The following is a 19,550-nucleotide window of genomic DNA, read 5'->3' on the forward strand; positions in this document are numbered from 1 at the left end:
CACCCGCGCGGAGGCCCCCCGCCGCCCCGGTGGACGCCCGGGACCATCGGGTGGGTGCGGCAGGGACCGCCGGCGTGGGTGACCGGGACGGTCGGCCCCTGGGGCGCGCCGCCCGGCGGGTCGAGGATCTTCAGCGACACCACCGCGAGGACCGGCCCGGTCCCCGGGATCCAGCAGCCGGCGAAGGAGTCCCCGATGTCCGTACGCGACCGCGCAAGACCACCGGAGAGCACGGCGGACGACGGGACGCCCCGGCGCGGCGGGACCTTCGGGCTCCCCGGCGCCACCGCCCTGGTGGTCGGCAGCATCATCGGAACCGGGGTGTTCGCGCTGCCCTCGGCGCTCGCCCCGTACGGGCCGATCGCGCTGGTGGCCTTCGTCCTGGTCACCGTGGGCGCGCTGGCGCTCGCCGTGACCTTCGGCCGCCTGTCGGAGCGGGTGCCGGGCAGCGGCGGCCCGTACGTCTACGCCCGGGAGGCGTTCGGCGAGTTCGCCGGGTTCCTCACCGCCTGGTCGTACTGGATCACGGCCTGGGCCGGGAACGCCGCGATCGCGGTGGCCTGGGTCGGCTACGTCGAGGTGTTCGTCAACAAGGGCCACCACACCTGGGCCTCGATCGCGATCGCCCTGGTGGGCCTGTGGCTGCCCGCGATCGTGAACCTGACCGGGGTGCGCGCGATCGGGGCCTTCCAGGTCGTCACCACCGTGCTGAAGTTCCTGCCGCTGGCGTTCATGGCCACGGCCGGCCTGCTGTTCGTGAAGTCCGGCAACTTCGGGGCCTTCAACGCGAGCGGCGGCTCGGCGCTGGGCGCCGTCTCGGCGGCCGGGGCGATCGCGCTGTTCAGCTACATCGGCCTGGAGACCGCCTCGGTGGCGGCCGGGCGGGTGCGCGACCCGAAGCGCAACGTGCCGCGGGCGACGGTGTACGGCACCCTGGCCTGCGCGGCGATCTACCTGCTCGGCACCCTGGCGGTGTTCGGCACCGTCCCGCACGACCGGCTCGGCTCCTCCGCCGCGCCGTTCACCGACGCCATGAACGGCATCGCCGGCGGGCACTGGGCCGGGAACCTGGTCGCCGTCGCCGCGATCGTCTCCGGGCTCGGGGCGCTGAACGGCTGGACGCTGATCTGCGCCGAGATGCCCATGGCCGCCGCCCGGGACGGGCTGTTCCCGTCCGCCTTCGCCGGCACCCGGGGCCGCGGCGAGGTGCCGGCCTTCGGCATCGTCTCCGCGACGGTGCTCGCCTCGGCGCTCACCGTGATCAGCTACACCCGCTTCACCCGGGTGTTCACCGAGATCGTGCTGCTGAGCGTGCTCACCGCCGTCATCCCGTATCTCGTCTCGGCCGCCGCCCAGCTGTACTGGCTGGCGCAGCACGGCCGGGCGGAACTGGACCGGCGCCGCCTCCTGCGCGACACGGCCGTCACCGTCCTGGCCCTGGCCTTCTCCTACTGGTCGATCCAGGGCAGCGGCTACCAGACCGTCTACTACGGCCTGTTCGCCGTCCTGCTCGGCATCCCCGTCCACATCTGGCTGAAGCGGCCGCACGTCCGGCCGATGACGCCGCGCCACCAGCACTGAGAACCGTCCTTGACCACGAGGGAGCACACCGAGATGTCCACTCTGCGCGTCGACTCGGAGGCCGGCCGCCTGCGGCAGGTGATCCTGCACCGCCCGGGCCTGGAACTCGCCCGGCTGACCCCCCGCAACGTCGACGACCTGCTCTTCGACGACATCCTGTGGGCCAAGCGAGCCCGCGAGGAGCACGACGCCTTCGCCCAGGTGCTGCGCGACCACGGCGTGCGCGTCCACCACTACGCCGACCTGCTCGCCGAGACGCTCGACCTGCCGCCCGCCCGGGCCTGGCTGCTCGGCCAGGTCGTCACCCCCGCCGTCGTCGGGCCCGCGCTCGTCGAGCCGGTCCGGGAGCTGAGCGAACAGCTCGACGGCGCCACCCTCGCCGCGTACCTGATCGGCGGGGTCCTCAAGGCCGACCTGCCGCTGCGCACCCCCCGCAGCCTGCTCTGGAGCACCCTCGGCGAGCAGGACTTCGCCCTCCCGCCACTGCCCAACCAGCTCTTCCCGCGCGACAACTCCTGTTGGATTGGCGGCCGTTACAGCCTCAACCCGATGGCCAGGCCGGCCCGCCGGCGGGAGACCCTGCACACCGCCGCGATCTACCGCTTCCACCCGCTGTTCGCCGAGACCGCGCCCCCGCTGCTCGACGGCACCACCACGGCCCCCGGGTTGACCCTGGAGGGTGGGGACGTGCACGTCGTCGCCCCCGGCGTGGTCATGGTCGGCATGGGCGAGCGCACCACCGCGCAGGCCGTCGAGACCCTCGCCCAGCAGCTCTTCCTGACCGGCACCGCGCACCGGCTGATCGCCGTCCGTCTGCCGGAGAGCCGGGCGTTCATGCACCTGGACACCGTCCTGACGATGATCGACCGGGACACCTTCACCGTCTACCCGGGCCTGGCGGACGACCTGCGCTCCTGGACCCTCACCCCGGCGCCCGAACGCCCCGCCGGCTTCGACGTGCGGGCCGACACCGACCTCGCCGCCTCGCTCGCCGAGGCGCTCGGCCTGGACAAGGTCCGCTTCCTGTCCGCCGAGCAGGACGCCCGGGCCGCCGAGCGCGAACAGTGGGACGACGGCAGCAACTTCCTCGCCCTGGAGCCCGGCGTCGTCGTCGGCTACGAGCGCAACACCACCACCAACACGTACCTGCGCAAGCAGGGCGTCGAGATCGTCACCATCGCCGGCTCCGAGCTCGGCCGCGGCCGGGGCGGCCCGCGCTGCATGAGCTGTCCGATCGAGCGCGACCCCGCCAACTGACCACCGAGCCGGCCACCGAGCCGGCCACCGAGCCGACCACCGAGCCGACCACCGAGCCGACCACCGAGCCGACCACCGAGCCGGCCACCGAGCCGGCCACCGAGCCGGCCACCGAGCCGATCACCCGAGGAGCAACCGCCATGACCGTCGACCTCACCGGCCGCCACTACCTGCGCGAACTCGACTTCACCGCCGCCGAGATCCACCACCTGCTCGACCTCGCCGCCGAACTGAAGGCCGCCCGGCAGGCCGGCACCGAGACACCCCGGCTGACCGGCCGCAGGATCGCCCTGATCTTCGAGAAGAGTTCCACCCGGACCCGCTGCGCCTTCGAGGTCGCCGCGGCCGACCAGGGCGCCATGACCACCTACCTCGGCCCGGACGGCTCGCACCTCGGCCACAAGGAGAGCATCGCCGACACCGCCCGGGTCCTCGGCCGGATGTACGACGCCGTCGAGTACCGCGGCTTCGAGCAGGACGCCGTCACCGAACTCGCCCCCCACGCCGGAGTCCCCGTCTACAACGGCCTCACCGACCAGTGCCACCCCACCCAGAGCCTGTGCGACGTGTTCACGATGCGCGAGCACGCCGGGAAACCGCTGGAGGAGATCTCTTTCTGCTACCTCGGTGACGCCCGCAACAACACCGCCAACTCCCTGGCGGTCATGGGCAGTCTGCTCGGCATGGACGTGCGCGTCGCGGCCCCGCGCGAGCTGTGGCCCGCCCCCGCGCTGGTCTCCGACTGCCTCCGGCTCGGCCGGGACAGCGGCGCCCGGCTCACGCTCTGCGAGGAGGTCGAGGAAGCCGTGACCGGGGCGGACTACCTCTACACCGACGTGTGGGTCTCCATGGGCGAGGACCACGCCCGCTGGCCCGAGCGCATCGCCCGGCTGCTGCCGTACCAGGTCAACGCCAAGACCCTGGCGGCCACCGGCAACCCCGACACGGCCTTCCTGCACTGCCTGCCCGCCCTGCACGACCGCCGTACCGACCTCGGCGCCGAACTCGCCGAGGAGCACGGGCTCGACGGCCTCGAAGTCACCGACGAGGTCTTCGAGTCGCCGGCCTCGCTGGTCTTCGACCAGGCCGAGAACCGCATGCACACCATCAAGGCGATCCTGGTCGCCACCCTCGGGAGGAAGTGACCATGCGCATCGTCGCCGCCCTCGGCGGGAACGCGCTGCTCCGGCGGGGTGAACACCCCGACGCCGCCGTCCAGCAGCACCACGTCCACGACGCCGCCCGCTCGCTCGCCGAACTCGTCACCGCCGGACACGAGTTGGTGATCACCCACGGCAACGGGCCGCAGATCGGCCTGCTCGCCCAGGAGAGCGAGAGCGACCCGGAGCTCACCGAGCCCTACCCGCTGGACGTCCTCGGCGCCCAGACCCAGGGCATGATCGCCACCCTGCTCGTCCGCGAGCTCCTGGGCCGGCTGCCCGGCCGGGCCGTCACCGCGCTGACCACCCACACCGAGGTGGACCCGGACGACCCCGCGTTCGAGAGTCCCGGGAAGCTCATCGGCGGGCGGCTCACCGAGCGGCAGGCCAGGGCGATGGAGACCGAGCGCGGCTGGACCACGGCGCGCGACGGTGAACACCTGCGCCGGGTCGTCCCCTCGCCCCGCCCCACCGCGATCGTCGAACTCCCCGCCGTCCGGGCCCTGCTGGCGACCGGAGCGGTCGTGATCGCCGCCGGGGGCGGCGGAGTCCCGGTCACCCGGGACCGGGACACCGGCCTGGTGCGCGGCATCGAGGCCGTCGTCGACAAGGACCTGGCCGCCGCGCTGCTCGCCGAACAGCTCGACGCCGACGCCCTGTTGATCCTCACCGACGTCACCCACGTGTTCACCCGCTTCGGCACCACCCGCCCCGGCCCGCTGGTCACCGCCACCCCCGGCCGGCTGCGCGAACTGGACCTCCCGGAAGGGTCGATGCGCCCCAAGGCCGAGGCCGCCGCCTTCGCCGAACGGACCGGCGGCCTCGCGGCCATCGGCCCCCTCGACGACGCCCTCGGCACCATCCTCGGCACCACCGGCACCACCATCCGCGCGCTGCCGGCACCCGCGGGACCGGGACCCGAGGCACTGCCGAAGGGACCTTCAGCCCTCGGCCCCGCCGACCGGCACGCGGCAGTCTGAGAACCACCCGCAAAGGAGAGCCCTGATGACCCGTCTGCAGAGCCGGCCCGCCACCGACGTCCTGGTGGCGACCCGCGGCGAAGTCTCGCCGGCCGCGCCCGACTACGCCCGCACCAAGCTGCACGCCGTCCTCGAACGCCTCGACGAGCCGGTCCTCGCGGCCCGGGTGAAGCTCACCCAGGAGGCCAACCACGCCGTCGCCAGGCCGTCGATCGCCCAGGCCGTGATCGACCTCAACGGACGGCCGGTACGGGCCCAGGTCGCCGCCACCACCATGCAGGAGGCCGTCGACCTGCTCCAGGACCGCCTCAACGCCCGGATCGCCCGCGTCCGGACCCACCGGAAGCACCACCACCGCCACCACGCCGAGACGCCCGCGGTCGTGCCCGCGCCCACCGGGCAGGAGCATCGGCCGCAGCGCCGCGCGCTGGGCGTCGAGGAGCGCCGGGTCGTGCGGCACAAGACCTACAGCCTCGCGCGGCAGACCGGCTGGTCGGCGGTGTTCGAACTGGAGGCGATGGACTACGACTTCCACCTGTACACCGACACGGCGACGGGCCACGAGAGCGTCGTCCACCGGGACGCGGCGACCGGCGAGTACCGGATCACCTCGGCCGGCACCACGCCCGACACCGACCCGGGCCTCCCGGTGACCGCCGCCGGCGCCCCCGCGCTCACCGTCGCCGAGGCGGCCGCGCGCCTGGACCTGGGCGGCCTGCCGTTCGTCTTCTTCACGGACGCCGCGACCGGCCGGGGCAACGTCCTGTACCACCGGTACGACGGCCACTACGGCCTCATCACTCCCGTGGACCAGTAACGCGGGTGAGGCCCGGCCGGTCGTGGGGGCCGGACCGGGCCCATGCAGAGCGCCGGGAGCGGGTGGGGCCGCTCCCGGCGCTGCTTTGTGTCTGCTGCCTCGGGGCGTGCCCGTGTCGCGGGCAGCAAGAAGCCCTCCCCGGATCGGCGATCCGGGGAGGGCTTCGAGTTACCGGGGGGCTCAGGCGAAGGCGGTCTTGAGGGCGGCGAGGACGGCGTCGGGCTCGGTCAGGGCGTGGTGCACCGGCGGGACGGGCAGGTCGAGCCCGAGCAGGCGGTAGGCGGTGACGGCCTCGGACCAGGGCCGTTCGGGCGGACCGGGGGAGCGGCAGGGACCTTCGGACCGCACCGGAGGGCTGCTCGGCCCCTGTGGCCCTCCCGGGGCGAGCGGGAGTGTGGAGCAGGACACCGAGGGTCGCGTGCAGCTGCGCCGCGACCGGTGAACGAGGGAGGAGCGTCGTCATGTCGCACGCCGTAGTGGTCGGAGTCGACGGTTCGGAAGCGAGCTGGGCCGCCGCCGAGTGGGCCGCGCGGGAGGCCGAGCGCAGCGGCCGGCCCCTGTGCATGCTCCACGTCGGGGCGCAGGAGGAGTTCGCGCCCACGGAGCCGGACGAGGCCGTCGAGCCCCTGCCGCAGGCGGTGCTCGCCGTCCGGGACCACATCGCGGGCGTCCTGCCGGGCCTGGAGCTCACCTGCCGGCACGTCCCCGGCAACCCGGCGTACGCGCTGGCCGCCGCCGGCTGGCGGGACAGCCTGCCGGTCGTCGGCTCGCGCGGGACCGGCGGGTTCGCCGGGCTGCTGGTCGGCTCGACCGCGCTGCGCACGGCGGCGCGGGCGCACTGCCCGGTGGTGCTGGTGCGGGCCGGGTCGGAGGGCCAGGGGGCCGCCGGCGGCGACGTGCTGGTCGGGCTGGACAGCGCGCGGCCCTGCGGCGAGCTGCTCTCCTTCGCCTTCGCGGAGGCCGCCGCGCGCGGCGCGACCCTGCGGGCGCTGGAGAGCCGGACGTACCAGTCCGGGCCGTACGTGACGGAGGGGCCGGTGGACCAGCGGGAGATCAGGGACGCCCTGGCGGAGGCGGAGCTGACGCGCCTGCGGGACACGCTGGCGCCCTGGCGGGAGAAGCACCCCGAGGTCCGCGTCGAGGCCGAGGTGACGGCGTGGCCGGCCGGGCGGGCGCTGGTGGAGGCGTCCCGGGGCGCCGCGCTGACCGTGGTGGGCCGCCGGACGTCCGGGCTGCACGCGGCCGCGCCCTGGCTCGGCGGCGTGGCGCACGCCGTGCTGCACCACGCGCACGGCCCGGTGGCGGTCGTGCCGCACGACTGAGCCCATCGGCGTACGGAAAGCGGCCGTGGCACCGACGAACACGTCGGCGCCGCGGCCGCCTCGGCGTTTCCGTGCGGGCGCTCGGCCGGGACCAGCGGTCCCCGGAGACGGGACCTTCGACTACCGGGTGTGCCCCTTCGGCAGGGTCCCGGGCAGGGCCGGCCGGGGGAGGGTGGAGGTGGCAGCGCGAGCGGGACAGCCGCTCGCGCGAGCCCTGATGACGAACCGAAAGGTGGTCGTAGCCATGCCCCGTCGCCCGCAGACCGAGGAGCAGCCCTCCTCCGGCCCGGCCCCCCACCCGGACGCGGCGCCGAGCCCCGAGGCCGTCGTCGACACGCTGGTCGCCGACGCGCTGACGGCGCTCGCCGCGTACGCGGACTACACCCAGGACCAGGTCGACCACATCGTCAAGAAGGCCTCGCTGGCCGCGCTGGAGCGGCACACCGGGCTGGCCGCGCTGGCGGTGGAGGAGACCGGGCGGGGGCTGTTCGAGGACAAGGCGGTGAAGAACGTCTTCGCCTGCGAGAACGTCACCCACGTGATGGCCCGGACGAAGACGGTCGGGGTGGTGCACCGGGACGAGATCGACGGCATCGTGGAGATCGCCGAGCCGGTCGGCGTGGTCGCGGGCATCACCCCGGTGACCAACCCGACCTCGACCACGATCTTCAAGTGCCTGCTCGCCCTCAAGACCCGCAACCCGATCGTGTTCTCCTTCCACCCCTCGGCCCAGCGCTGCTCGGCCGAGGCCGCGCGGATCGTGCGGGACGCGGCGGTCGCGGCGGGCGCCCCGGCGCACTGCGTGCAGTGGATCGAGGAGCCGTCGATGGCGGCCACCCACGCCCTGATGAACCACCCGGACGTCGCCACCATCCTCGCCACCGGCGGCAACGCGATGGTGCGGGCCGCCTACTCCTGCGGCAAGCCGGCGCTGGGCGTCGGCGCGGGCAACGTCCCGGCGTACGTGGAGCGCAGCGCGGACCTGCGGCGGGCGGTGAACGACATCGTGCTGTCGAAGTCCTTCGACAACGGCATGATCTGCGCCTCCGAGCAGGCGGTGATCCTGGACGCGGAGATCCGCGACGCGGCGCTCGCCGAGTTCCGCACGCTGAAGGCCCACCACGCGGACGCGGGGGAGAAGGCGCTGCTGGAGCGCCACCTGTTCGGCACGGGCGACGGCTCCTCCTGCGCCGGGGAGCGGTTGAACGCCGACGTGGTGGGCCGCTCGGCCGCGCAGATCGCCGAGGCGGCCGGGTTCGAGGTGCCGGCCGACACCTCGGTGATCCTCGTCGACTGCGACGCGGTCGGGCCGCGGGAGCCGCTGACCCGCGAGAAGCTCTGCCCGGTGCTCGCCGTCCTGACCGCTCCCACCCGCCGGGAGGGCGTCGAACTCGCCCGCGCGATGGTCGAGTTCAACGGCCTCGGGCACTCGGCGGCGGTGCACACCGAGGACGCGGCGTTCGTCGAGGAGTTCGGGCACGCCGTCAAGGCCTGCCGGATCATCTGGAACGCGCCCAGCTCGCAGGGCGGCATCGGCGACGTCTACAACGCCTTCACGCCCTCGCTGACCCTCGGCTGCGGCAGCTACGGGCACAACTCGGTGGCGGGCAACGTCTCGGCGCTGAACCTCGTCAACATCAAGCGGATCGGGCGGCGCAACACCAACATGCAGTGGTTCAAGGTCCCGCCGAAGATCTACTTCGAGCGCAACTCGGTCACGTACCTGGCCAGCATGCCGAACGCGCACCGCGTCGTGGTCGTCACCGACCGGACGATGGTGGAGATCGGCCACCTGGAGCGGGTGCGCGCCGTGCTGGACCGGCGTCGCGAGCCCGTCGAGGTCCGGGTCGTCGACTTCGTCGAACCCAACCCGAGCATCGACACCGTCCGCAGGGGCGCCGAGCTGATGCGGGACTTCGCGCCGGACACCATCGTGGCCCTCGGCGGCGGCTCGCCGATGGACGCCGCCAAGGTGATGTGGCTGATGTACGAGCACCCGGAGGTGGAGTTCGCGGACCTGAAGGAGAAGTTCTTCGACATCCGCAAGCGCGCCTTCACCTTCCCCGACCTGGGGGAGAAGGCGAAGCTGGTGTGCATCCCCACCACCTCGGGCACCGGCAGCGAGGTCACCCCCTTCGCCGTCATCACCGACACCGCCACCGGCCAGAAGTTCCCGCTCGCGGACTACGCGCTCACCCCGAGCGTGGCCATCGTCGACCCGGCGCTCACCACCCGCCTGCCCCAGCACGTCACCGCCGACTCCGGCTTCGACGCGCTCACCCACTGCATCGAGACCTACGTCTCGGTCTACGCCAACGACTTCACCGACGGCCTCGCCCTCCAGGGCATCCGGCTGATCTTCGACCACCTTGAGGAGGCCGTCACCAACGGCCCGGACAACCCGCTCGCCCGCGAGAAGATGCACAACGCGGGCACGATCGCGGGCATGGCCTTCGGCTCGGCCTTCCTGGGCGTGGTCCACGCCATGGCGCACACGCTCGGCGGGACCTTCCACGTCGCCCACGGCCGGACCAACGCCCTCCTGCTGCCGCACGTGATCCGCTACAACGGCGCGGCGCCCGCCAAGGTCACCGGCTGGCCCAAGTACGGGAGCTACCAGGCCCCCGAGCGCTACCGGGCGATCGCGCGGATGCTCGGCCTGCCGGCCGACACCCCCGAGCAGGGCGTGGAGTCCCTCGCCGCGGCGGTCGAGGAACTGCGCGACAAGGTCGGCATCCCGCGCTCCTTCAAGGACGCGGGCGTCGACGAGACCGCCTTCCTGGCGGCCCTGCCGCGGCAGGCGATGAACGCCTACGAGGACCAGTGCGCCCCGGCCAACCCGCGGATGCCGATGCTCGCGGACATGCAGCAGCTGATGCGCCAGGCGTACTACGGCGACCAGGCCTGAGAGAGGACACCGAGATGACCACCTCGCAGCAGCACGAGCGCACCACCGACGAGCGCACCGCGGACTCCCGCACGGCCTGGGACGGCTTCCGGGGCGGCTACTGGCGGGACGCGATCGACGTCCGCGACTTCATCCAGCACAACTACACCCCCTACCGGGGCGACAGCGCCTTCCTGGCCGGCCCGACCGAGCGCACCCTGGCGGTGTGGCGGCGCATCACCGACCGCTTCCCCGAGGAGCGCGCCAAGGGCGTCCTCGACATCGCGTACGACACCCCGTCGAGCATCACCGCGCACGCGCCCGGATACATCGACCGGGAACGGGAGTTGATCGTCGGCCTGCAGACCGACGCCCCGCTGAAGCGGGCGATCATGCCGTACGGCGGATGGCGGATGGTCGCCGGCGCACTGCGGACCTACGGCTACCCCGTGTCGCCGGAGCTGGAGAAGGTCTTCACCGAGTACCGCAAGACCCACAACGACGGCGTGTTCGACGCCTACACCCCCGAGATCCTGGCCGCCCGCAAGGCCGGCGTCGTCACCGGGCTCCCGGACGCCTACGGCCGCGGCCGGATCATCGGCGACTACCGCCGCGTTCCGCTGTACGGCGTGGACCGGCTGATCGCGGCCAAGCGGGCCGAGAAGGCGGCGCTCGACCCGGCGCCCGCCGACCCGGCCCTGGTCGAGTCGACCATCCGCGAGCGGGAGGAACTCGCCGAGCAGATCAGGGCGTTGGGCGAACTGAAGGAGATGGCCGCGGCCTACGGGTACGACGTCTCCGGCCCGGCCTCGACCGCCCGCGAGGCCGTCCAGTGGCTCTACTTCGCCTACCTGGCGGCGGTCAAGGAGCAGAACGGCGCCGCGATGTCGCTGGGCAGGACGTCGACCTTCCTCGACGTCTACCTCCAGCGCGACCTGGATGCCGGTGTCCTGACGGAACGTCAGGCGCAGGAGCTGGTCGACGACTTCGTCATCAAGCTGCGGATCGTCCGCTTCCTGCGCACCCCCGAGTACGACCAGCTGTTCTCCGGCGACCCGACCTGGGTCACCGAGTCGATCGGCGGCATGGGCCAGGACGGCCGTCCGCTGGTCACCCGGACGTCCTTCCGCTACCTGCAGACCCTCTACAACCTCGGCCCGGCGCCCGAGCCCAACATGACCGTCTTCTGGTCCCCGCAACTCCCGCGCGGGTTCAAGGAGTTCTGCGCCAAGGTGTCGATCGACACCTCCAGCATCCAGTACGAGTCCGACGAGCTGGTGCGCCCGCGCTTCGGCGACGACACCGCGATCGCCTGCTGCGTCTCCGCCATGGAGGTCGGCAAGCAGATGCAGTTCTTCGGCGCCCGGGTCAACCTCGCCAAGACGCTGCTCTACGCGATCAACGGCGGCCGGGACGAGCTGACCGGTGCCCAGGTCGGCCCGGCCACCACCCCGGTCGGCGGCGTGGTGCTCGACTACGACGAGGTCCTGGCCCGGCTCGACCAGCAGCTGGACTGGCTCGCCGAGACCTACGTCCACGCGCTGAACGTGATCCACTACATGCACGACAAGTACGCCTACGAGCGCCTTGAGATGGCCCTGCACGACCGGGACGTGCGGCGCACCATGGCCTGCGGCATCGCCGGGCTCGCCGTGGCCGCCGACTCGCTGTCCGCGATCAGGTACGCGAAGGTCAGGCCGGTGCGGGACGAGACCGGGCTGGTCACCGACTACCTGGTCGACGGCGGCTACCCGGCCTACGGCAACAACGACGACCGCGCCGACGCGATCGCCGTCCGGCTGGTCGAGGAGTTCATGGCGAAGGTGCGCCGCCACCCCGCCTACCGGGGAGCCGAGCACACCCAGTCCGTGCTGACCATCACCTCCAACGTCGTCTACGGCAAGAAGACCGGCAACACCCCGGACGGCCGCCGGGCCGGCGAGCCGTTCTCGCCCGGCGCCAACCCGATGAACGGGCGGGACCGCCACGGCTACGTGGCCAGCGCGCTGTCCGTCGCCAAACTGCCCTACGAGCACGCCGAGGACGGCATCTCGCTCACCAACACCGTCACGCCGGACGCGCTCGGGCGCACCCCCGAGGAGCGCGTGCACAACCTGGTCGGCGTGCTGGACGGCTACACCACCTGCCGCGGCTTCCACATGAACGTCAACGTGCTCGACCGCGGCACCCTGCTGGACGCCATGGAGCACCCGGAGAGGTACCCGCAGCTGACCATCCGGGTCAGCGGCTACGCGGTCAACTTCGTCCGGCTCACCCGCGAGCAGCAGCTCGACGTGGTCAACCGCACCTTCCACGGCTCGCTGTGACGGCCGCGCCCACCGCCGCCGCGCCGGTCGCCGGCAGGCTCCACTCCTGGGACCTGTCCACCGGCGTGGACGGCCCCGGCACCCGCTTCGTCGCGTTCCTCTCCGGCTGCCCGCTGCGCTGCCTGTACTGCCACAACCCCGACACCTGGCACCTGCGCGACGGCCGGCGCGCCGACGCGGACGAGATCCTCGCCGAGGCCGCCAAGTACGTCGAGTTCATCCGCGCCTCGGGCGGCGGCGCCACCGTCAGCGGCGGCGAGCCGCTCCTCCAACCCGTCCTCACCGGCGAACTCCTGCACCGCCTCAAGCACGAACTCGGCCTGCACACCGCGCTGGACACCTCCGGCTTCCTCGGCGCCCGCGCCACCGACGCGCTGCTCGCCGACACCGACCTCGTCCTGCTCGACATCAAGTCCTGGGACCGCGCGCTCTACCGCCACCTCACCGGCCGGGAACTCGCCCCCACCCTGCACTTCGCCCGCCGGCTGGCCGGCCTCGGCAAGGAGGTCTGGGTCCGGTTCGTCCTCGTCCCCGGCCTGACCGACCCCGCCGAGAACGTCGAGGGAGTCGCGGCCTTCACCGCCTCGCTCGGCAACGTCACCCGGGTCGACGTGCTGCCCTTCCACCGCCTCGGCCTGGCGAAGTGGCGCGCCCTCGACCTGGAGTGCACCCTGGCCGGCACCCCGGCCCCCACCCGCGAGCGGACGGAGGCGGCGCGCGCGGTGTTCGCCGCCCACGGCCTGCACGCCGTCTGACCCTCCCGCGCCGGCCGGATCGGGGCTGAAGGTCCCTGCGGTCAGGGCCCGTTCGGACCTTCGAGGCCGCCGCCGGAATCCGGATCCTGGATGCACACGAGAAACCGAGGGAGAACAACCATGAGCGAGCAGAACGCGTCGGAGCAGCCGCGGATCGTGGTCGGAGTCGACGGGTCCCCGGCCTCGGTCGACGCGCTGCGCTGGGCGGTCGGCCACGCCCGCGCCCGGGGCGCCGTCGTCGTGGCGCTGAGCGCGTGGCAGTACCCGGTGGCCACCGGCTGGGTCGTGCCGGTGATGGAGTACGAGGACCTGTCCGGCAGCTACCGGAAGATCCTAGACGACTGCGTCCGGCAGGTGGCGGACACCGACCCCGAGGCGGAGGTCGAGGCCCTGGTGGTGGAGGGCGGCGCCGTGCAGTGCCTGCTGGACGCCGCCCGTGGCGCGGAGCTCCTGGTCGTCGGCAGCCGGGGCCACGGCGGCTTCACCGGCGCCCTGCTCGGCTCCGTCAGCCAGCACTGCGTCCAGCACGCGCCCTGCCCCGTGGTCGTGGTCCGCCACCCCGAGGCCTGACCCGCCCATCCCCTGAACCCCGTACCCCGACACACGGCCTCGCCGCCGACCGGAAAGGAGTGACCCGACCATGCGACACCGGATCGTGGGAGAACTGATGACCTCGGCCGTCGTGCACGTGCGGCCCGACACCGGCTTCAAGGAGATCGTCCGCCTGCTCGCCGAGCACGACATCACCGCCGTCCCCGTCCTGGACCACGAGGACCGGCCGCTCGGCGTGGTCTCCGAGGCCGACCTGCTGCTCAACGAGGCGGCCCAGGAGGACCCGGCCGGACTGCTGCTCGCCCCGAACCTGCCGCCCCGCGAGCGCGCCCGCAGCCGGGCGACCACGGCCGTGGGCCTGATGACCGGCCCGGCGGTGTGCGCGCGCCCGGAGTGGACGGTGGTCGAGGCGGCGCGGCTGATGCAGGGCGAGCGCGTCAAGCGGCTGCCCGTCGTCGACGAGGCCGGCCGCCTGGTCGGCATCCTCAGCCGTAGCGACCTGCTCCGGGTGTTCCTCCGGCAGGACCGGGCGATCCGCGAGGAGATCCGGGCGGAGGTGCTGCGCCGGACCCTGAGCATCGAGCCGGACACCGTGGACGTCCGGGTCCAGGACGGCTGCGTCACCCTCACCGGAACGGTCGGCGACCGCAGCCTGGTCCCGGTGATCGAGCGCCTGTGCCGCGGCGTGGACGGCGTCGTCGACGTCACCAACCGCCTCGGCCACCGTGCGGACGCCTGCGTCGACCCGTCCTGGGCGGGCTGACCCGCCGCAGCGACCGGCACCGGCCGCCGTCGAATCTCGACGGCGACCGGTGCCGGTCGCGCGTTCGGTGCTCAGTGCTCAGGAAGGGTTCTTGACCGCGAGTTGCGCCATGCGTGTTGCGATGGCAGCCGTCGACGGCGTCTTCGACTCGGGGCTCTCGGCGATCATGGACGTGCTCGGTGCGGCGAACGCGTTGAGCGGGCGGGACGACGGCGCACCGCCGTTCTCGGTCACCGTGATCGGCGCGGGCCCACAGGTCCGCACCGGCAACGGGCTGAGCCTGGCGACCGTCCCGGCCGCCGAACTCCCGCACGGAATCGACCTGTTGCTGATGCCGGCGGTGGGCTTCCAGGCCCCCGAGCGGGTGGTCGCGGCGGTCCGCGAGCCCGCCAACGCCTGGCTGCTCGACCTCGCCGCGGCCTCCGCCGCCGCCGGGACGGCGCTGGCCGCCGCCTGCAGCGGAGCGTTCTTCCTGGCCGAGTCCGGCACGCTCGAACAGCAGCGCGCCACGACGAGTTGGTGGCTGGGCCCGGCCTTCCGCGCCCGCTACCCCGCCGTCGTGCTCGAGGACTCGCGCACGCTCGTCCAGGACGGCTCCGTCACCACCGCGGGCGCCGCCTTCGCCCACATCGACCTCGCCCTGTGGGTGGTGCAGCGGCACAGCCCGGCCCTGGCCGACCTCGTCGCCCGCTACCTGCTGATCGGCGACCGGCCCTCGCAGGCCGCCTTCGCCCTGCCCACCCGGCTCGCCCAGGCCGGTCCGCTGATGACCGCCTTCGAACGATGGGCCCGCGCCCACCTGGCCGACCCGCCCCCGCTGGCCGAAGCCGCCCGCGCACTCGGCGTCAGCCTGCGGACCCTCCAGCGCACCGCGCAGACCGTCCTCGGCAAGTCGCCGCTGGACTTCGTCCAGGACATCCGGCTCGACGAGGCGACCTTCCTGCTGCGCACCACCGCCCTCAGCGCCGAGGCCGTCGCCGGCCGGGTCGGCTACCGCAACGTCAGCACCCTGCGCGAGCTCGTCCGCCGGCGCCGCGGCTCCTCCCTCGAAGCGCTGCGCCGCGGCGCCGGCGACGCTCCCGCGCCGTAGCGGAGGCTCTATCCGCACGCCGCGAGCGCCACCCGGGCGTCCGCCTCGCCGGTCGATAATCGGTGGCCGAGGCGGCGCCCCCGGTGTTACCAATGCGTCATGTTGCAGGGCGCTCACATCACCCTCCGGGCCCGGCACGAGGCCGACGTCCCCGTGCTCCAGGCCGAGCTGTACGACGACGTCGAAACCCGCGCGCGGGCCGACTCCCGGCCGTGGCGGCCCGTCCCGCCCGGGGCGGCGCACTCGCCGTACGCGGTCTCCGGGCCGTCACCCGAGGTCGCCTGCTTCTCCGTGGTCGAGACGGCCACCGGTGAGCTGGCCGGCGAGGCCCTGCTCTGGGGCATCGACGCCCACAACCGCACCGCGCACCTGGGCATCTCCCTGCGCCCCGGCCACCGGGGGCGCGGGCTCGCGGTGGACACCGTCCGGGTGCTGTGCCACTACGGCTTCGTGGTGCTCGGGCTGCACCGGCTGCAGCTGGAGACGCTCGCGGACAACACGCCGATGCTCCGGGCCGCCGCCGGGGCGGGCTTCACCGTCGAGGGCACGCTGCGCCGTTCGGCCTGGGTGTACGGGGCGTTCGTGGACGAGGTCGTCCTCGGCCTGCTCGCCGAGGAACACCGGCAGCACTGAGCCGAGCACCGCCCGTCCGCGCCCGTGCGGGCGGCTGCGGTGGCGGCGTGGACGCGGGTGAGTGCGACGGCGGTGCCGAGGTGGTCGCGTCCGGCGAGGTAGCCGCGGGCGAGCGAGGCCGCGGGCTCAGGCGAGGTCGAACCAGCCGAGGACGGTCTGGGCGAGCAGGATGGTGGACATGGCGGCCACGCCGACGACCACGGCGGTGGCCGCGATGCGGTAGCGCGGGCTGTTGGCGGCCTCGCCGAGGACGGAGCGGCGGTTGGTGAGGACGAGGAGGTAGACCAGGACGATCGGGCTGATCAGGCCCTGGAGGACCTGGGTGCCGATGAGCAGCTGGATGACGTCGACCGGGGTCAGCGCGACGATCGCGCCGAGGGCGATCTGGGCGGTGAACAGCCCGAGGAACAGCGGGGCGTCGCGGAAGCTGCGGGAGACGGAGCGCTCGACGCCGGCGGCCTCGCCGACTGCGTAGCTGGCCGAGAGCGGTACGACGGCGCCCGCCAGCGCGGAGGCGCCGATCAGGCCGAAGGCGAACAGGAGCTCGGCGCCGTGCCCGGCGACCGGCTTGAGGGCCTCGGCGGCCTGTGCGGCGGACTCCAGGGGCCCGGTGCCGCCGATGGCGGAGGCGGTGGCGATGATGATGGTCAGGCTGATCACGCAGGCGAACACGGCGCCGAGGACGGCGTCGGCCCGGATCAGCTTGTAGTCGGCGGGCTTGGCGCCGCGGTCGACGACCCCCGCGGCGGCGTAGAACTGCATGTAGGGGCTGACGGTGGTGCCGATGAGGGCGACGGCCAGGAGGATGAAGTCCTTGCTGGGTTCGATGTGGGGGACGGCGAGGTGTTCGCCGACCTGTCCCCAGTTCGGGTGGCCGAGGACCATGGCGACGGGGTAGGCGAAGAACGCCAGCGACATGATCAGGAAGATGCGCTCGGCCCACTTGTAGGAGCCGAACAGCACCAGGGACCAGAGCAGGACGGCGGCGGGCGGGATGACCGCCCACTTGGGGATGCCGAGGAGCTCGAAGGCGGCGCCGATCCCGGCGAACTCGCTGACGACCAGGCCGGTGTTGGCGAGCAGCAGACAGAAGACCGCGAGGGCGGTCAGGCGGAGGCTGAACTGCTCGCGGATCAGCGCGCCCAGGCCCTTGCCGGTGTGGGCGCCGAGGCGGACGGCCATCTCCTGCACCATGACCAGGGCGACGGTGACCAGCACCATGAAGAACAGGGTGCCGTACGTGAACTGGGAGCCGGCGCTGGCGTAGGTGGCGATGCCGGCCGCGTCGTTGCCGGCGTTGGCGGCGACCAGGCCGGGTCCGGCGACCATGGCGACGGCGCCGATGCGGCGAAGGCGCCGACGGCGGCCGGGTGTTGTCGCGGGGGTGGGCGGTGCGGCGGCGGGAGCGGGGACGGTGTCCGGGTCGCGGGTCACTTGAGGAGTCTCCGGAAGTGCAGGCGCCCGCGCTCGGGCAGCAGGGAGTCGAGGATGTCGTCGGCCAGGACCCGGCCGAGCGGGCGCCCGGTGTCGTCGACCACGAGCAGGGAACTGGCCCGGGCGGCGACCAGCCGGTCGGCGGCCTCGGCGAGGCGGGTGTCGGGCGGGACGGCCACCGGCGGGCCGAACTGGGCCAGCCAGGCCACCAGGTCCGCGACCAGAGCGGTGTCCTCGGCGACGGCCAGGTCGAACAGCGGGAGGTCGCCGAGCAGCCGGCCGTCCTCGTCGATCACGGTGACGGCGTCGATGTCGGTGCGGTGTTCGGCCTGCGCGGCCAGCTCCGCCCGTACCTGGGCGATGGTCTGGGCGGGGCGGGCGGTGACCAGCAGGGTGGTCATGGCGCCGCCCGCGGTGCCCTCGCGGTGGGTGAGCAGGGTGCGCAGCTCGGCAGCCTCGGGGGCGGGCATCCGGGCGAGCAGGGTCTCGCGCTCGCCGGGGTCGAGGTCGCGCAGGGCGTCGGCGGCCTCGTCCGGTTCCATCTCGTCGACCAGGCGTGCGGCGTGCTCGGGCGGGACTTCGCGGAGCAGGTTCTCCAACTCGGCGGGTTCCATCTCCTCCAGGGCGTCGGCGGCGTGCTCGGGCTCCAGCCAGCCGAGGAGCTGCTGGCGTTCGTGGCGGCCGAGGTCCTCCAGGATGTCGGCGAGGTCGGCCGGGCGCAGCTGGTGCAGGGCGGAGCGGGAGGCACGCAGCCGCACCTCGGCGGGACCGTGGGTGGCCTGCTCGCCGAACGGGGCGACGGACTGCCAGTCCAGGACGCGGTCGGGGGTGGGGCGGACCTGCCAGCGGCGGGGGCCGAGGCGGCGCAGCAGGGTGGGCAGGGAGACGTCGACGCCGACCAGGACGGTACGGTCGGCCAGCGGGGCCAGGTAGAGGTCGGCGGCGCGGGTGACCTGGACGCCGTCGACGTCCACCAGCTGGTGGTCCATCACATCGCGGGCGAGCAGCGCCTCGCCGGGGCGGCGGTTGAACTCGCGCAGGTCGACGCGGGCGGTCCGCAGCCGGACCTGTCCGGTGAGGACGCGTTCGACCTTGCCGGCGCGGACGAAGGCGCGGCGGCGGCCTATTCGGATGATCAGGCCGGTGATCGGCGGGTAGGGGTCGGGTCCGTAGAGGCGGGCGACGAGGTCGACGACGCGGCCGACCTCCTCACCGGCCTGGTTGGTGACCGGGCCGCCGATCAGCCCGGCGACGGAGACCAGTGCGTCCCGGACGGTTCGGGTGGCGCAGGCGCGGCGTGCGACCTCGACCTTGCGGTCGCGCAGCCGAGCCGTGGCCGACATGAGCAAAGTGGCGGTAGCCACGAGGAACACCCCCTGGGGCCCCGGCGGGAACGGGGCGACGGGCAGCCCGGAACACGCCTGTCCGGCCCTGACCACAGCAGCACGCGGGCTCCTCGCGCACCGGGGCACCCTGTTCCGGCGACGCGGGACGGGGACGGGCGGGGCGGCAAGGCCGACGAGGTCAGGGTTGGAGAGGCTGTCCCAGGCCGCGGACGGACGGCGAGGACGACGAGGACAACACGGTCATGGGCCGACTATGGCCCGGACTACTGTCCATTTCGCCTCCTCCCGATCCCGGCCGCGAATAGTGGTGTCGCGGCGGCGCGGCAAGGGGAACCGGGACGTTGTCCCGGCGCACCCCAACTCGTCAGAGCTTTGGCACTCCACGGCGTGTCCGGCCCGGTGGGCCGGAAGCCACTTCGGATCAACCCTTAGGTCGGGAGGATCTGTCCTAACCCTGGGCGTCTCTCGACGTCGTCGGATCAGTGGCCTGTGTCCGTGAAGACGCCTCACCGAACGAGGTGTCTGTTCAAACCGCGACGATGATAGACCGCGGCCGGGCGCGAAGCCCAATTGGCCAGCCCGACCCGCGCGTGACCTGACCCGCGCGCCGGCCTGACCGCGCCCCGGCGGTCCGCCGTCAGGCCGG

17 protein-coding genes and 1 riboswitch are annotated in these 19,550 nt (G+C 73.4%); of the genes, 13 read left to right on the top strand and 4 right to left on the bottom strand.

Going from position 1 to position 19,550, the window contains the following annotated elements:
- The first annotated feature begins 195 nt into the window (after positions 1–195).
- Positions 196–1,581: an amino acid permease gene (locus AB2U05_RS34985; RefSeq protein ID WP_078859580.1), complete on the top strand. Its 1,386-nt coding sequence runs from the start codon at positions 196–198 to the stop codon at positions 1,579–1,581.
- A 33-nt stretch (positions 1,582–1,614) separates the two neighbouring features.
- Positions 1,615–2,838, top strand: coding sequence for an arginine deiminase (locus tag AB2U05_RS34990; protein WP_045692477.1), 1,224 nt, complete (start codon positions 1,615–1,617; stop codon positions 2,836–2,838).
- Here AB2U05_RS34990 and AB2U05_RS34995 read toward each other — a convergent pair.
- Positions 2,753–2,980 carry a glycine zipper domain-containing protein gene (locus AB2U05_RS34995; RefSeq protein ID WP_369185492.1) on the bottom strand — a complete coding sequence of 76 codons (228 nt, stop codon included), beginning with the start codon at positions 2,978–2,980 and terminating at the stop codon, positions 2,753–2,755. The genes AB2U05_RS34990 and AB2U05_RS34995 overlap by 86 nt on opposite strands.
- Between AB2U05_RS34995 and argF the strand changes: the two genes are divergently transcribed.
- Genes argF through AB2U05_RS35010 form a run of 3 tightly spaced genes read left to right on the top strand, consistent with a single transcriptional unit; the run spans position 2,979 to position 5,795 of the window.
- On the top strand, positions 2,979–3,983 hold the full coding sequence (argF, locus tag AB2U05_RS35000) for an ornithine carbamoyltransferase (protein WP_369185493.1): 1,005 nt from the start codon (positions 2,979–2,981) through the stop codon (positions 3,981–3,983). The two genes, AB2U05_RS34995 and argF, sit on opposite strands and share 2 nt — an antisense overlap.
- Positions 3,984–3,985: 2 nt before the next feature.
- Positions 3,986–4,978 carry a carbamate kinase gene (locus tag AB2U05_RS35005; RefSeq protein WP_369185494.1) on the top strand — a complete coding sequence of 331 codons (993 nt, stop codon included), beginning with the start codon at positions 3,986–3,988 and terminating at the stop codon, positions 4,976–4,978.
- Positions 4,979–5,003: 25 nt separating this feature from the next.
- Positions 5,004–5,795, top strand: a complete 792-nt coding sequence (locus tag AB2U05_RS35010) for an HPF/RaiA family ribosome-associated protein (RefSeq protein WP_369185495.1) — start codon at positions 5,004–5,006, stop codon at positions 5,793–5,795.
- Positions 5,796–5,975: 180 nt separating this feature from the next.
- Here the strand turns inward: AB2U05_RS35010 and AB2U05_RS35015 are convergent, their stop codons facing one another.
- Positions 5,976–6,143 carry a hypothetical protein gene (locus tag AB2U05_RS35015; protein WP_157881982.1) on the bottom strand — a complete coding sequence of 56 codons (168 nt, stop codon included), beginning with the start codon at positions 6,141–6,143 and terminating at the stop codon, positions 5,976–5,978.
- A 113-nt stretch (positions 6,144–6,256) separates the two neighbouring features.
- On the opposite strand from AB2U05_RS35015, the gene AB2U05_RS35020 reads away from it, so the two are divergent.
- The 8 genes from AB2U05_RS35020 (at position 6,257) to AB2U05_RS35055 (ending at position 16,124) form a co-directional block, all read left to right on the top strand.
- On the top strand, positions 6,257–7,117 hold the full coding sequence (locus AB2U05_RS35020) for a universal stress protein (protein ID WP_369185496.1): 861 nt from the start codon (positions 6,257–6,259) through the stop codon (positions 7,115–7,117).
- A gap of 244 nt (positions 7,118–7,361) precedes the next feature.
- A complete protein-coding gene (gene adhE, locus AB2U05_RS35025) occupies positions 7,362–10,025 on the top strand; it encodes a bifunctional acetaldehyde-CoA/alcohol dehydrogenase (RefSeq protein WP_369185497.1) in 2,664 nt (887 codons plus the stop codon).
- Positions 10,026–10,039: 14 nt separating this feature from the next.
- Entirely contained in the window at positions 10,040–12,331 is a 2,292-nt protein-coding gene (gene pflB, locus AB2U05_RS35030) for a formate C-acetyltransferase (RefSeq protein ID WP_369185498.1), read from the top strand.
- Positions 12,328–13,086 carry a pyruvate formate-lyase-activating protein gene (gene pflA / locus AB2U05_RS35035; RefSeq protein ID WP_369185499.1) on the top strand — a complete coding sequence of 253 codons (759 nt, stop codon included), beginning with the start codon at positions 12,328–12,330 and terminating at the stop codon, positions 13,084–13,086. Before pflB ends, pflA begins: the two co-directional genes overlap by 4 nt.
- A gap of 120 nt (positions 13,087–13,206) precedes the next feature.
- Positions 13,207–13,656 carry a universal stress protein gene (locus AB2U05_RS35040; RefSeq protein WP_045692484.1) on the top strand — a complete coding sequence of 150 codons (450 nt, stop codon included), beginning with the start codon at positions 13,207–13,209 and terminating at the stop codon, positions 13,654–13,656.
- Between the two features lie 70 nt (positions 13,657–13,726).
- On the top strand, positions 13,727–14,401 hold the full coding sequence (locus AB2U05_RS35045; protein ID WP_045692485.1) for a CBS domain-containing protein: 675 nt from the start codon (positions 13,727–13,729) through the stop codon (positions 14,399–14,401).
- Between the two features lie 121 nt (positions 14,402–14,522).
- Positions 14,523–15,491 (top strand): GlxA family transcriptional regulator, encoded by a 969-nt coding sequence (locus AB2U05_RS35050; protein WP_369185500.1) that lies wholly within the window; start codon positions 14,523–14,525, stop codon positions 15,489–15,491.
- A gap of 99 nt (positions 15,492–15,590) precedes the next feature.
- Positions 15,591–16,124, top strand: coding sequence for a GNAT family N-acetyltransferase (locus tag AB2U05_RS35055; RefSeq protein WP_369185501.1), 534 nt, complete (start codon positions 15,591–15,593; stop codon positions 16,122–16,124).
- Positions 16,125–16,250: 126 nt separating this feature from the next.
- Here the strand turns inward: AB2U05_RS35055 and AB2U05_RS35060 are convergent, their stop codons facing one another.
- Positions 16,251–17,558, bottom strand: coding sequence for an NRAMP family divalent metal transporter (locus AB2U05_RS35060; protein WP_244178604.1), 1,308 nt, complete (start codon positions 17,556–17,558; stop codon positions 16,251–16,253).
- Positions 17,555–18,901, bottom strand: a complete 1,347-nt coding sequence (locus AB2U05_RS35065; protein WP_369185502.1) for a CBS domain-containing protein — start codon at positions 18,899–18,901, stop codon at positions 17,555–17,557. The genes AB2U05_RS35060 and AB2U05_RS35065 overlap by 4 nt, the downstream gene beginning before the upstream one ends.
- Before the next feature lie 351 nt (positions 18,902–19,252).
- Positions 19,253–19,429, bottom strand: a riboswitch (M-box (ykoK) riboswitch).
- Between the last annotated feature and the right edge of the window lie 121 nt (positions 19,430–19,550).

Source organism: Streptomyces sp. Y1 (genome assembly GCF_041053115.1).
Classification (GTDB): Bacteria; Actinomycetota; Actinomycetes; order Streptomycetales; family Streptomycetaceae; genus Kitasatospora; species Kitasatospora rubellomurina.